Annotated in this window: 10 protein-coding genes; 7 read left to right on the forward strand and 3 right to left on the reverse strand. The window is 69.3% G+C overall.

Going from position 1 to position 11,888, the window contains the following annotated elements:
- Positions 1 to 31: 31 nt before the first annotated feature.
- A complete protein-coding gene (pcrA, locus tag OHA25_RS00240; RefSeq protein ID WP_327591217.1) occupies positions 32 to 2,263 on the forward strand; it encodes a DNA helicase PcrA in 2,232 nt (743 codons plus the stop codon).
- A 34-nt stretch (positions 2,264 to 2,297) separates the two neighbouring features.
- Here the strand turns inward: pcrA and OHA25_RS00245 are convergent, their stop codons facing one another.
- From OHA25_RS00245 to OHA25_RS00255, 3 genes are all read right to left on the reverse strand, one after another.
- Positions 2,298 to 3,248: a L,D-transpeptidase gene (locus OHA25_RS00245; protein WP_327585654.1), complete on the reverse strand. Its 951-nt coding sequence runs from the start codon at positions 3,246 to 3,248 to the stop codon at positions 2,298 to 2,300.
- Positions 3,249 to 3,348: 100 nt separating this feature from the next.
- Positions 3,349 to 3,981, reverse strand: coding sequence for a response regulator transcription factor (locus OHA25_RS00250; protein WP_327585655.1), 633 nt, complete (start codon positions 3,979 to 3,981; stop codon positions 3,349 to 3,351).
- Positions 3,978 to 5,186: a PspC domain-containing protein gene (locus OHA25_RS00255; RefSeq protein ID WP_327585656.1), complete on the reverse strand. Its 1,209-nt coding sequence runs from the start codon at positions 5,184 to 5,186 to the stop codon at positions 3,978 to 3,980. Before OHA25_RS00255 ends, OHA25_RS00250 begins: the two co-directional genes overlap by 4 nt.
- 113 nt (positions 5,187 to 5,299) lie before the next feature.
- Between OHA25_RS00255 and OHA25_RS00260 the strand changes: the two genes are divergently transcribed.
- The 6 genes from OHA25_RS00260 (at position 5,300) to OHA25_RS00285 (ending at position 11,863) form a co-directional block, all read left to right on the forward strand.
- Entirely contained in the window at positions 5,300 to 7,153 is a 1,854-nt protein-coding gene (locus tag OHA25_RS00260) for a PspC domain-containing protein (protein WP_327585657.1), read from the forward strand.
- Positions 7,154 to 7,190: 37 nt separating this feature from the next.
- The gene (locus OHA25_RS00265; RefSeq protein WP_305920100.1) at positions 7,191 to 7,346 is read left to right on the forward strand and encodes a hypothetical protein; all 156 of its coding nucleotides are present in this window, start codon (positions 7,191 to 7,193) and stop codon (positions 7,344 to 7,346) included.
- Between the two features lie 71 nt (positions 7,347 to 7,417).
- On the forward strand, positions 7,418 to 7,900 hold the full coding sequence (locus OHA25_RS00270; RefSeq protein WP_305920099.1) for a (2Fe-2S)-binding protein: 483 nt from the start codon (positions 7,418 to 7,420) through the stop codon (positions 7,898 to 7,900).
- On the forward strand, positions 7,897 to 10,242 hold the full coding sequence (locus OHA25_RS00275) for a xanthine dehydrogenase family protein molybdopterin-binding subunit (RefSeq protein ID WP_327585658.1): 2,346 nt from the start codon (positions 7,897 to 7,899) through the stop codon (positions 10,240 to 10,242). Before OHA25_RS00270 ends, OHA25_RS00275 begins: the two co-directional genes overlap by 4 nt.
- The gene (locus tag OHA25_RS00280; protein ID WP_327585659.1) at positions 10,239 to 11,093 is read left to right on the forward strand and encodes an FAD binding domain-containing protein; all 855 of its coding nucleotides are present in this window, start codon (positions 10,239 to 10,241) and stop codon (positions 11,091 to 11,093) included. The genes OHA25_RS00275 and OHA25_RS00280 overlap by 4 nt, the downstream gene beginning before the upstream one ends.
- Before the next feature lie 77 nt (positions 11,094 to 11,170).
- A complete protein-coding gene (locus OHA25_RS00285) occupies positions 11,171 to 11,863 on the forward strand; it encodes an SRPBCC family protein (RefSeq protein ID WP_327585660.1) in 693 nt (230 codons plus the stop codon).
- The last annotated feature ends 25 nt before the right edge of the window (positions 11,864 to 11,888 follow it).

Genomic DNA, 11,888 nt, shown 5'->3' on the forward strand with positions numbered 1-11,888 from the left:
CGTGCCCACCCAAGTCTCTGTTGACCACCCCTTGCTCGACGGCCTCAACCCGCAGCAGCGCGAGGCCGTGATCCATCACGGCGGTCCACTGCTCATCGTGGCGGGGGCGGGGTCCGGAAAGACGCGGGTGCTCACCCATCGCATCGCTTACCTGCTGGCCGAGCGCAAGGTGCACCCGGGCGAGATCTTGGCGATCACGTTCACCAACAAGGCCGCCCGCGAGATGAAGGAGCGCATCGACAAGCTGGTCGGGCCGCGGTCCAAGGCCATGTGGGTGATGACGTTCCACAGCGCCTGCATGCGCATCCTGCGGCGGGAGGCCAAGCGGCTCGGGTTCCCCTCCAGCTTCTCGATCTACGACCAGGCGGACTCGCAGCGGCTCATGGCGATGGTCTGCAGGGAGATGGAGCTCGATCCGAAGCGCTACCCGCCGCGCTCGTTCTCGGCGCAGGTCAGCAACTTCAAGAACGAGCTGATCGACTACGAGACCGCGATGGACAAGGCGGGCTCGCATCTGGAGAAGACGCTCGCGCAGGCATACAAGGCCTATCAGCTCAAGCTGACCGAGGCCGGGGCGATGGACTTCGACGACATCATCATGAACACGGTGACGTTGTTCCAGCTCTTCCCCGAGGTGGCCGAGCACTACCGGATGCGGTTCAGGCACGTGCTGGTGGATGAATACCAGGACACCAACCACGCCCAATACATCCTGATCAGGGAGCTGGTCGGGCATCCTGAGCTGCGGACGGCGGACGGCGACGTCGTGCGGTCGGGGGCCGACCAGTCCGAGTTGTGCGTGGTGGGCGACGCCGACCAGTCCATTTACGCCTTCCGGGGCGCGAGCATCCGCAACATCCTGGAGTTCGAGCGCGACTACCCCGACGCGCGGACCATCCTGCTGGAGCAGAACTACCGCTCCACCCAGAACATTCTGGCCGCAGCCAACGCCGTGATCGCGCGCAACGAGTCGCGCAAGCCCAAAAACCTCTGGTCCGATCAGGGCGACGGGCCCAAGATCGTTGGATACGTCGCCGACAACGAGCACGACGAGGCCATGTTCGTGGCCCAGGAGGTCGACCGGCTCAGCGACGAGGAAGGCGTGAAGCCGAGCGAGGTCGCCGTCTTCTACCGGACCAATGCCGCGTCCCGGGTGTTCGAGGAGATCTTCATCCGCACCGGCCTGCCCTACAAGGTGGTCGGGGGCGTGCGCTTCTACGAGCGCAAGGAGGTCAAGGACCTGCTGGCCTACCTGCGGGTGCTGGCCAACCCGGCCGACGTGGTGTCGATGCGGCGCATCCTCAACGTGCCCAAGCGCGGCATCGGCGAGCGGGCCGAGGCGACGGTCGAGGCGCTGTCGTCGCGTGAGGGCATCACGTTCTGGGACGCGCTGCGCAGGGCCGAGGAGGCCTATGGCATGGCGACGCGGTCACTCAACGCCGTGCGCGAGTTCGTCGCCATGATCGAGGAGCTGATCGCCAAGGCGGAGGGCATGCCGCCGTCGGCCCTGGCGGAGGAGGTGCTGGTGGCCACCGGCTACCGCGCCGAGCTGGAGGCCTCCGAGGACCCTCAGGACGAGTCGCGGCTGGAAAACCTCAACGAGCTCATCTCTGTGGCCTCGGAGTTCGAGGAGGCCAATCCGGAGGGGACGCTGGTGGAGTTCCTGGAGCAGGTGTCGCTGGTGGCCGACGCCGACCAGATCCCCGACGCGGACGGCGGTCAGGGGGTCGTCACGCTGATGACCCTGCACACGGCCAAGGGCCTGGAGTTCCCCGTGGTGTTCCTGACGGCCATGGAGGACGGTGTCTTCCCGCACATCCGATCGCTGGGCGAGCCGAAGGAGCTGGAGGAGGAGCGGCGGCTGGCCTATGTGGGGATCACGCGGGCGCAGAAGCGGCTCTACATCACACGGGCGGCCGTGCGCAGCTCGTGGGGGGCGCCGTCGTTCAATCCCGCCTCGCGCTTCGTCAACGAGGTGCCGGGTAAGCTCATCGATTGGCGTACTGATCCGGAGAAGTCGGCCTGGAGCGCGGCCACCCGGCGGGAGCCCGCCGCCCGGCCCGCGCCGGCGAAGAGCGGGGGCGCGGGCGGGCGCAAGGTGCCGTCGCTCACGCCCGGGGATCGGGTCTCGCACGACGCGTTCGGGCTGGGCACGGTGGTGGCCGTGGACGGGGTCGCGGAGAAGACCAAGGTCAAGATCGACTTCGGTAGTGGCGGGGAGAAGACGCTGCTGCTGGCATACGCACCGCTCGAGAAGTTGTGATCCCCGAGCTCCGGGCCCGCCTGGTCCCTCACCTCTACAGGGCGCTGCCCTTCTTCCACTGCGTCCAGTTGAGCTGCCAGTAGCTCCATCCGTTGTTCCACTGGAGCTTGCGCTTGGTGCCGGTGATCTTCACGACGTCACCGCGCTGGGCGATCGTGTAGAACCACTTGGCCCCGGCCGGGGTGGCCCGGACGCAGCCGTGGCTCTGGTTGGAACGCCCGAGGAAGTGGTAGTAGCCGGCGCTCTGGTGGACGTACTCGCCGCTGTCGGAGATGCGGACCGCCCACGGGATCTCCTCCTTGTAGTAGCGCGGGTCCTTCGGATCCGTCACGCCCATCCAGGAGGAGGTCATGGTCTCGACGGCCTTCTTGCCCATCGTGAGGTGAATGCCGCTCGTGGTCAGGTAGACGTCCACGCCGTTCCTGATCAGGCCGCCCTTTCCTGCGCTGATCGGGATCTTCTTGGCGAGCTTGCCGTTCCGGTAGACCTTCATCTTGTGCGAGCGGGTGTTGACCACAGAGATGTGCTGGGCACCGACGGCGAAGCGGCGGGAGACGTCCTTGGCGCCGGTGTTGCCCGGCAGCTCCGACAGCCTCGCGGTGAAGAGCACCTTCTGGTACGGCTTCCAGTACGTCTTGGTCCGGTAGATGACCTTGCGTGCCGACACCCACCGCCAGGCGCCTTCGACCGGCTTCTCCGGTGTCACTTCCAGCAGCGCCTCGACGTCCGCCCTGTCCTTGGCTTTGACGTCACGGTCGAACGTGACGATGATCGGGAAGCCGACGCCCACCTTCTCGGTCTTCTCCCCCATGGGAGTGATGTCGGCAATGCCGAGCTTGACCTTCTTCGCCGGGGCGGCGACCGCGCCGGCCGACTGGGGCGCGGCGGCGGCTTGAGCTCGCGATACGGGGACGCTCTCCGCCGCACAGGCCGTCGCGGCGACCAGTGCGACCATGGCCGGAAGCATCCGGATTACGCGCTTCAAAGGGGTTACTCCTGGACTAAGTGCCTATCTACCTCCTTGTGTGACAATTGAGACGGATGTTTCGACTGCCGAAAACGGATAACTTTCCCGTAACGGCGTATTAGACGAGGCGTCGGGCGGTGGCCCAGCGGGACAGCTCGTGTCGGTTGGAGAGCTGAAGCTTGCGCAGGACGGACGAGACGTGCGTCTCCACGGTCTTGACCGAGATGAACAGCTCCTTGGCGATCTCCTTGTACGCATACCCGCGCGCGATCAGCCGCAGGACCTCGCGCTCACGCTGGGTCAGCGAGTCGAGCTCCGGGTCGATCGGCGGCGCCTCCGAGGAGGCGAACGCGTCCAGCACGAACCCGGCCAGCCGCGGCGAGAACACCGCGTCTCCCTCGGCCACCCGGCGGATGGCGTCCGTCAGCTCCTTGCCGCTGATGTTCTTGGTGACGTAGCCGCGCGCGCCGCCTCTGATCACGCCGATGACGTCCTCGGCCGCGTCGGAGACCGACAACGCCAGGAAGCGGACCTGGGAGCCGGAGCCCAGCACGCGGCGCAGCACCTCCTGGCCGCCACCCCCGGGCATGTGCACGTCCAGCAGGACCACGTCGGGCTGGTGCTCGGCGATCGCCTTGACGGCCGATTCGACGTCCTCGGCCTCGCCCACCACCTCGATCGAGTCGCCCAGCTCGGCACGCACCCCGGACCGGAACAACCGGTGATCGTCGACGATCAACACGCGCGTCATGCCTTCTCCACCTTCATCGTCAACATCACTTCCGTGCCCTCGCCGAGCTCGGTGCGTACGCGGGCCGCGCCTCCGTGACGTTCCATTCTCCCGATGATGGACTGCCTGATCCCCATCCGGTCGAGCGGCACCGCCTCGAGGTCGAACCCCTTGCCCCGATCCTTCACGAAAATCGTGACCTCTTCACCCTCTACTTCCGCGTAGACGGAAATGGAGGGACTTTCAGAGTATTTGGCGGCGTTGACCATCGCCTGCCTGGCCGCCTTCAGCATGGCACCGAGCCTGCCGCCCCCGTCAAGATCCATGTCGCCCACGCAGACCACCTCGATGGGCACGCCGTGCGCGTCCTCCTCCTCCGCCGCGATCCTGCGTACGGCGGCCGCCAGCGTGGCGTCGGCGTCCTGAGCGGGCTGGTAGAGCCAGTTGCGCAGCTCTCGCTCCTGGGAGCGGGCCAGGCGGGTGACCTCGCGCGGGTCGTGGGCGACCCGCTGGATCAGCGTGAGCGTGTGCAGCACCGAGTCGTGCACCATGGCCGCGACCTCGGCGCGCTCCTCCTGCCTGATGCGCTCGCGCCGCTCCAGCTGCAGCTCCTTCCACAGACCCGCGAGCCAGGGCGCGGCGACGACCGCCAGACCGCCGACGACCACGACCGTGAACAGCAGCCCCGGTCTGGCCTGGGCCAGCTCGCCCTGCGAGTACAGGAATCCGGCCGCGCCGATCACCACGAGCACCACGCCGAGCAGCGTGCGCACGCGGTTCTTCCTGATGCTGAGCGCGGCCCCGCTCATCCAGCTCCGGCGGCGTTCGGGGTCGGCCTGCTGCCAGAGGATCAACGCGCCGATGCCGCCCACCGCGAACGGCAGCATGCCGATCCCGCCCTGGGAGGCCCCCGTGAGCCACCCGAACGCCAGCAGCGCCACCGCGATCGCGGTGAACGCCGCGAGCTGGCTCCAGTCCCGCTGCGGCGGCTGGCCCTGGTACGGCTCCTTCGGCGTGATCATCCACAACACCGCGTACACCACACCGCCGACCCCGTCGACCACGCTGAGCAGCACGAACGCCAGCCTGATCACCACCGGATCAAGCTTGAGCTGCGTCGCCAGCCCCTGGGCCACGCCGCCGAGCAGGCGGCCCTCCATGGGGCGCATCATGCGCCGGTACGGCGCGTCGCCGTTGGGCTCGGCGAGAGTCTTCTGGTCAGCCATAACATGGCCATCGTCACATGTCGGGGATGTCCTGGGCATCAGGGAACAACCCCCGGGTCGGGTCAGGGGTGTCCCGGATGCGAGCACACCGCGCGCCGGGCCACGATGGTTCCATGACAGAAGCTCCGCCCAGAGAACCGGCCGCCGGCCCGAAGGTGCTGCGACGCAGCAGCGAGGGACGCTTCCTCATGGGAGTGTGCGCGGGCCTCGGGCGGTACACCGGCATCGATCCTGTGGTGTTCCGGGTGACCTTCGCCGTGCTGCTGCTCGGCTCCGGCGTCGGCCTGTTCCTGTATCTGGCGGCGTTCCTGCTGATGAAGGAGCCGAACGGCGGGCCGGGGATCATCGAGCAGTGGACACGGCGCGACTTCGACGCCGAGGCCGTGCTGGCGCTGCTGACGGCGGTGCTGGCGTTCGGGCTGGCGATCAACCTGGCCACGATTTGGTTCGACACGGGGACGCTGGTGGTCGGGGTGCTCCTGGCCGTGTCGCTGCTGGCGGCGCACTCCAGCGGGGTGGATCTGCTGGGGCTGGCCCGGTCGATGCCGGAGCGGCTCAGCCGCAGGCGCATGGAGGAGCGGGCCGCGCCGTCCTATGCCGGCCGGCAGGCCGCTCCCCCGGTACGCCCGACGCCCACTGCCCGGCCCGCGCCCACGTTCAGACCGGCCCCAGGGCCGCACCGGGCTGGCGACCGTATGCCGTCGGCCCCTGAGGCGCCAGGCATGGGTGCGGAACGTGCGGAGACGCCAAGCGCGGGTGCAGAGACGCCCCGCGCACGTGCAGAGACGCCAAGCGGCGCAGAGACGCCGAGCGCGGAGACGCCAAGCGCGGAGACGCCAAGCGCGGAGACGCCAAGCGCGGGCGCGACGGCGCCGGGCGCGGATGCGGCGACGCCGAGTGCAGAGACGGCGGCGTTTGCGGCGTGGAAGGGCGGCGAGCAGCTCGATCGGGAGCCGTCCGCGGCCGGCGAAGCGGCGCACGCTCAGGCGGCGCACGCGCAGGCGGCGCACGCGCAGGCGGCGCACGCGCAGGCGGCGCACGGGGACGCGGCGCACGGGGACGCGGCGCACGGGGACGCGGCGCACGAGGAGGCTGCGCACCAGGATCACGGGGCACGCGGGGATCAGGCAGCGCGCGGGGATCAGGCGGCAGCCCGCGCAAGCACGACTGCACCGCTGGCCGACGAGACGCGGGAGCGCGAAGCGGCGATCTCCGCGCGGAGCTACACCCCGTACGGCGAGCCGTTCGCGCCCAGCGGCCCGTACCAGCCGCTGGATCCGGCCAAGCGGGCCGGCGGCTACTCACCATACGACCCGGTCCTGTACGGCCGCCCGCTCCCGAAGAAGGAGCGAAGGCCGAAGTCGTTCATCGGCGCCATCACCATCCTGCTGGCAATCATCATTGGAGGGATCGTCGTGGCGGTCCAAGCCAGGTCGGCCGCCGGAGTGAGCCCGACCATCGTCGGCGGCGCGATGCTCATCACGATCGGCGCCGGACTGCTGATAGCGGCCTGGTGGGGCCGCGGCGCCGGGCTGGTGGCGGCCGGGACCGCGGTGGCGCTCATCGTGAGCGCAGGTCTGATGCTGGGCGGCCTGCCACGGAACATCGGCTCGTCCGAGTGGGCCCCGACCACGCTCACCGAGCTGAACGCCGCCTACGATGTCGGCGTCGGCGACGGCCGGCTGGACCTGTCGGAGCTGAAGCTGGCCCCGGGCACGACGGCGACGGTCAACGCCGCGGTGTCGTTGGGCGAGCTGGAGGTGATCGTGCCGCCGACGGTGAGGCTGGAGGTGCACGCCTCCAACAAGGTCGGCGACATCACGGTCGACCAGTCGGTCCGGGGCGGCGTGGACATCCGGCTGGACAAGGTGCTGGAGCCGGAGATCGAGCCCAAGGGCGAGGTCTCGACGATCGTGCTCAACCTGAGGGGCGGGCTCGGCGACATGGAGGTGCGGCGTGCCGCGTGAGGTCGAGCGCCCACGTCAGCTCCACAGGACGGACTGGATGGCCCTGCTCAGCGGCGTGCTCTTCGTCGTTGTGGGTATTTTGATCGTGACACGCGCGATCAGGGATCCGCTGGTCCTGATCGGCGTCACGGTGCTGGGATTGGCGTTCGCAGGGCTTGTCGCGATCGTCGCACGGGCGGTCCGCGGTAAGTAACCCTTGACCGGGAGTAACACCGGCGTAGGTTCGGGTGTGTCCGCCTTTCCCCTGCTCCTGAGGGAGGACGTATGCCCCGGATCACCGTCACCGTCGATGGGATCAAGTACGAGGAGGACGTCGAGCCGCGACTCCTTCTCGTTCATCTGCTACGAGAACGGCTGGGTAAGACCGGCACACCTGTCGGCTGTGACACCAGCAACTGCGGCGCATGCACGGTCATGCTGGACGGCAAGAGCGTGAAGAGCTGCTCGGTCCTCGCCGTCCAGGCCGACGGCTGCGACGTCGTCACGATCGAGGGCCTGGGCGTCAACGGGTCGATGCACCCCATGCAGCAGGCCTTCCACGAAGAGCACGCGCTGCAGTGCGGCTACTGCACGCCCGGCATGGTCATGGCCGCGATAGACCTGCTCAGAGACGATCCCGACCCGTCGGAGGAGAGGATCAGGCAGGGCCTGGAGGGCAACCTCTGCCGCTGCACCGGCTACTGCAACATCGTCCGCGCCGTACGCAAGGGCGCGCAGGAGATGGGTCAGGCGGTGAGCACGCCATGACGATCCAGGAAGTCGGCCAGGAAGTCGGCAGGCCCAGGAAGCGTAAGGAGGACGCCAGGCTGCTGACGGGGCGCACGCAGTGGACGGACAACCTCACGCGTCCGGGACTCCTGCACGTGATGTTCCTGCGCAGCCCGATGGCGCACGCGAGGATCACCAGGGTCGACGTGTCGGGGGCACGTGAGCTTCCTGGGGTCGTGGCGGCGTTCAGCGGTCAGGACTTCGCCGCCGAGCAGGGCAGTCTGCCGTGCGCGTGGCCGGTGAGCGAGGACGTGGTCATCCCCGACCACCCGCCGATGGCGGTGTCGGAGGTGCGGTACGTGGGCGAGGCCGTGGCCTGCGTGATCGCGACGGACCGCTATCGCGCGGCCGACGCGCTGGAGGCCATCGACGTCGAGTACGAGCAGCTGCCCGCGGTGCTCGAGATGAAGGAGGCGCTGACCGCGGAAAGCCCGAAGGTGCACGAGGCGGGCAACAAGGCGTTCAGCACCAAGATCACCTCGGGTGACATCGAGGCCGCGTTCAGGGACGCGCCCATCGTCATCGACCGGACGTTCCGGCAGCAACGGCTGATCCCGAGCGCGATGGAGCCGCGGGCGGTCATGGCGGACACCGACGGCGAGTCGTACACGTTGTGGTCGTCCACGCAGATCCCGCACGTGCTGCGGGTCATGCTGGCGGTCGTGACCGGCATCCCCGAGCACAAGATCCGCGTGATCGCGCCCGACGTGGGCGGCGGGTTCGGCTCGAAGCTGCAGGTCACCGCCGAGGAGGTGCTCTGCCTGCTGCTGGCGCGCAAGCTCGGCAAGCCGGTCAAGTGGACCGAGTCCCGCTCCGAGGGCAACCTGACCGTGCACCACGGCCGCGACCAGATCCAGCACCTCCGGCTGGCCGCCGACGCCGACGGCCGCATCCGCGGGCTGCAGGTGGACCTGCTGGCCGACATGGGCGCCTACCTCATGCTGGTCACGCCGGGCATCCCGCTGCTGGGCGCGTCCATGTTCAACGCGATCTACAAGATGGACGCGTACGAGTTCGCCTGCACGGGCGTGTTCACCACCAAGATGCCCACCGACGCCTACCGCGGCGCGGGGCGGCCCGAGGCGACGTTCGGCATCGAGCGGATGATGGACGAGCTGGCCGCCGAGCTGCACATGGACCCGGTGGAGGTGCGCAGGCGCAACTGGATCAAGCACGAGGAGTTCCCGTACACCACGATCTCCGGGCTGACCTACGACTCGGGTAACTACGAGGCGGCGACGGACAAGGCGACCGCGATGTTCGGCTACGACAAGCTGCGCGCCGAACAGAACGACCGGCGGGACCGGGGCGACCCCGTGCAGCTGGGGATCGGCGTCAGCACGTACACCGAGATGTGCGGCCTGGCGCCGTCGAGGATGCTCGGCGAGGCCAACTACGCCGCGGGCGGCTGGGAGCACGGCACCGTGCGCATGCTGCCCACGGGCAAGGTCGAGGTCATCACCGGCACCTCCCCGCACGGGCAGGGGCACGTGACGGCGTGGAGCCAGATCGTGGCCGACGCGCTCGGCGTGCCGTTCGACGATGTCACGGTCCTGCACGGCGACACGGCGATCTCGCACAAGGGCATGGACACCTACGGCTCGCGCTCGCTGGTCATCGGCGGCATCGCGGTGCTGAAGGCGGCCGAGAAGGTCAAGGACAAGGCGCGCAAGCTGGCCGCGCACCTGCTGGAGTGCTCGCCGGACGACCTGGAGTTCGAGGCCGGGGCGTTCAAGGTGCGGGGCACGGAGTCGCAGAAGACCATGCAGGAGCTGTCGTGGGCCGCGTTCGCGGCGCACGACCTGCCCGAGGGCGTGGAGGCGCGGCTCGACTCGGACGCCACGTTCGACCCGGAGAACTATTCCTTCCCGCACGGCACCCACCTGTGCGCGGTGGAGGTGGACACCGAGACGGGCATGGTGAAGATCCGTTCGTACGTGGCGGTCGACGACGTCGGCAAGGTGGTGAATCCGCTGATCGTCGAGGGGCAGGTGCACGGCGGCATCGCGCAGGGCATCGCGCAGGCGCTGTTCGAGGAGGCCGTCTATGACGCCGACGGCAACCTGCTGACCACGACGATGGCCGACTACCTGCTGCCGTCGGCGGCGGACCTGCCGACGTTCACGCTCGACCGGACCGAGTCGCCCGCGACCAGCAACCCGCTGGGAGTCAAGGGCGTGGGCGAGGCCGGGACGATCGCCTCGACCCCGGCCGTGGTGAACGCCATCGTGGACGCCCTGCGCCCGCTCGGCATCCACGACGTCGAGATGCCGTGCTCGCCGGAACGCGTCTGGCGCGCGCTGGAAGGAGTGCGGTCATGATCCCCGCGCAGTTCGAGTACGTGCGCCCGGACTCGCTCGCCGAGGCGTCGCAGGCGCTCGCGGCGGACGAGGACGCCAAGGTCCTGGCCGGCGGGCAGTCGTTGCTGCCGCTGCTGCGGCTGCGGCTGGCCTACCCGTCGACGCTGGTCGACGTCGGGCGGCTGACGGAGCTGAAGGGCGTGCACGACCGCGGCGACCACGTGTTCATCGGCGCCATGGCCACGCACGACGAGGTCATGCGCTCCGACGTGGTCAATGCCGGCTGCCCGCTGGTGGCGCTGGCCGCCGCCCACGTGGCGGATCCGGCGATCAGGCACCGGGGCACGTTCGGCGGCTCACTGGCGCACGCGGACCCGGCAGGCGACCTGCCGGCCGTGGTGCTGGCCCTGGACGGCGTGTTCGTGGCGAGGTCGGCGCAGGGCGAGCGGGAGATCCCCGCCGCCGACTTCTTCGTCGACTACCTGGAGTCGTCGCTCGAGCCGGGAGAGATCCTGGCCGGGGTGAAGATCCCGAAGCTGGGCGAGGGCTGGGGCTTCCATTACGAGAAGTTCCATCGCACCGCGCAGGCGTGGGCCATCGTCGGCGTGGCGGCGGCCGTCAAGCGCTCCAACGGCGCGATCGCCGAGGCCAGGATCGGGCTGACGTGCATGGGCCCGACGCCTGTGCGCGCCCGCGCGACCGAGTCCGCCCTGCAGGGCATGGAGCTGAGCGACCAGATCCGGCAGGCGTGCGAGCAAGCGGCGGCGGACACCTCCCCGCCGTCGGATCTGCACGCCCAGCCGGACTACCGCCGGCACCTGGCCAAGGTCCTGACCCACCGCGCGGTACGCACCGCGGCAGGCGCACCTTAGTCCACCTCCGGGGGCGCCTCTTCCAGGGGCGCCCCCGCCCGTCGTAGTGTCGCAACATCGGCAGAAGGAGCGGATCGATGGCGATGCGGTTCGAGCACGAGTTCACTGTTCCAGTCCCGATCGAGCAGGCCTGGGCGGTGCTGCTCGACGTAGAGCGGGTGGCGCCGTGCCTGCCCGGGGCGACACTCGACATCTTCGAAGGCGACGAGTTCACCGGCAGGCTGAAGGTCAAGGTCGGCCCGATCATGGTGACCTATCGGGGGACGGCCAAGTTCGAGGACGTGGACAAGGACTCCCACACGCTCACCATCCAGGCCTCGGGCAAGGAAGCCCGCGGCTCCGGCACGGCCTCGGCCACGGTCAAGGCCCGGATGGCGCCGCATGAGGGGGCCACGGCGGTGACCGTGGAGACGACGTTCAACGTGACCGGGCGGCCCGCCCAGTTCGGGCGGGGGGTGATGGCCGAGGTGGGCGCGAAGCTCATCGACAAGTTCGCGGAAAACCTGGCGGCGCTGCTGTCCGAGCCCACCGTGGAGCCTGCCCAGCCGCAGGCGGCGCAGGAGGAGGAGCGGCACCTGAGCGCCGTGCCCACTCCCGACGAGGACGTACGCCCCGCCGGCACCTTGCGCACGTCGCGGACGCCCGATGAGGAGGCGCTCGACCTGCTGGAGATCGCCGGACAGCCGGTGCTGAAGCGGCTGGCGCCCGTCGCCGCCGCGATCGTGGGTCTGCTGATCATCGCCTGGGTGATTCGTCGGATGATGCGCTGACCGCAAAACTCCGGCTTTTTGGGCA

The organism is Nonomuraea sp. NBC_00507 (assembly GCF_036013525.1).
Lineage (GTDB): Bacteria > Actinomycetota > Actinomycetes > Streptosporangiales > Streptosporangiaceae > Nonomuraea.

What these genes read in the sequence shown, in the direction of transcription:
- OHA25_RS00250 (WP_327585655.1), bottom strand. Translation starts at nt 3,981, where the DNA reads ATGACGCGCGTGTTGATCGTCGACGATCACCGGTTGTTCCGGTCCGGG.
- OHA25_RS00255 (WP_327585656.1), bottom strand. Translation starts at nt 5,186, where the DNA reads ATGGCTGACCAGAAGACTCTCGCCGAGCCCAACGGCGACGCGCCGTAC.
- OHA25_RS00260 (WP_327585657.1), top strand. Translation starts at nt 5,300, where the DNA reads ATGACAGAAGCTCCGCCCAGAGAACCGGCCGCCGGCCCGAAGGTGCTG.
- OHA25_RS00265 (WP_305920100.1), top strand. Translation starts at nt 7,191, where the DNA reads ATGGCCCTGCTCAGCGGCGTGCTCTTCGTCGTTGTGGGTATTTTGATC.
- OHA25_RS00270 (WP_305920099.1), top strand. Translation starts at nt 7,418, where the DNA reads ATGCCCCGGATCACCGTCACCGTCGATGGGATCAAGTACGAGGAGGAC.
- OHA25_RS00275 (WP_327585658.1), top strand. Translation starts at nt 7,897, where the DNA reads ATGACGATCCAGGAAGTCGGCCAGGAAGTCGGCAGGCCCAGGAAGCGT.
- OHA25_RS00280 (WP_327585659.1), top strand. Translation starts at nt 10,239, where the DNA reads ATGATCCCCGCGCAGTTCGAGTACGTGCGCCCGGACTCGCTCGCCGAG.
- OHA25_RS00285 (WP_327585660.1), top strand. Translation starts at nt 11,171, where the DNA reads ATGGCGATGCGGTTCGAGCACGAGTTCACTGTTCCAGTCCCGATCGAG.